The 803-nt window shown below is 75.3% G+C and carries 1 protein-coding gene; it reads right to left on the reverse strand.

What is annotated here, in order from left to right; translation table 11 throughout:
* The coding region (locus G6045_RS40725; RefSeq protein ID WP_235968627.1) for an AfsR/SARP family transcriptional regulator at positions 1 to 803 on the reverse strand (803 nt) is incomplete at both ends.

Below are 803 nucleotides of genomic sequence, written 5' to 3' on the forward strand. Positions count from 1 at the left end.
GGTTCGGGGTGGGCGATCCGGGGTGCGGCAACTCCGGGTTATGCGTCCCTGTGTTCAGCACCCCCGCGTTCTGCGCCCCCGGGTTCTGCATCCCCGCGTTCAGCAACTCGGCGTGCAGTGCCTGTAGTTCGGGGCCGGGATCGGTGCCGAGGCCGTCCGCCAGGGTCCGGCGCATCGCCTCGTACGCCGCCAGCGCGTCCGCGCCCCGGCCCGTGTCGCGCAGGGCGCGGATCAACTGTGCGTGCAGCGGCTCGTCATACGGGTGCGTGCCGATGAGCTCCCGCACTTCCGGTACGAGTTCACGCCCGCGCCCGAGCCGCAGATCCGCCTCGATCCGCAGGCGGGTGGCCTCCAGGCGCTGGGCCTCGGGACGGGCGGCGGCGGTGCGGTCGGGCAGGTCGGCGAGGGCGGGACCGCGCCAGAGGGCCAGGGCCTCGCGCAGGGTGCGGGCCGCGGTGTCCGCGTCGCCGCGGTCGAGGGCGGACTGCCCGTCCCGTACGAGCGCCTCGAAGCGGTGCAGGTCGATGTCGTCCGGGTCGGCGGTGAGGCGGTAGCCGCCGGGGGCGGACTCGATCGCGTCCTTGCCGAGGGCGCGGCGGAGGCGGCCGATGAGGGCCTGGAGTGCGGCGGGGGCGTCGTGGGGCGGGTGCTCGTGCCAGACGTCGTCGATCAGTGCCTCGACGCTCGTGGTGTGGCCTGCGCGCAGGGCCAGGGCGGCGAGCAGGGCGCGCAGCCGTGCGCCTCCGAGGGGCACGGCTGCGTCTGCGTCGTCTCGCGCCTCTGTGGCGCCCAGGATTCGGTAC

The organism is Streptomyces mesophilus (assembly GCF_011044995.1).
Taxonomy (GTDB): domain Bacteria; phylum Actinomycetota; class Actinomycetes; order Streptomycetales; family Streptomycetaceae; genus Streptomyces; species Streptomyces mesophilus.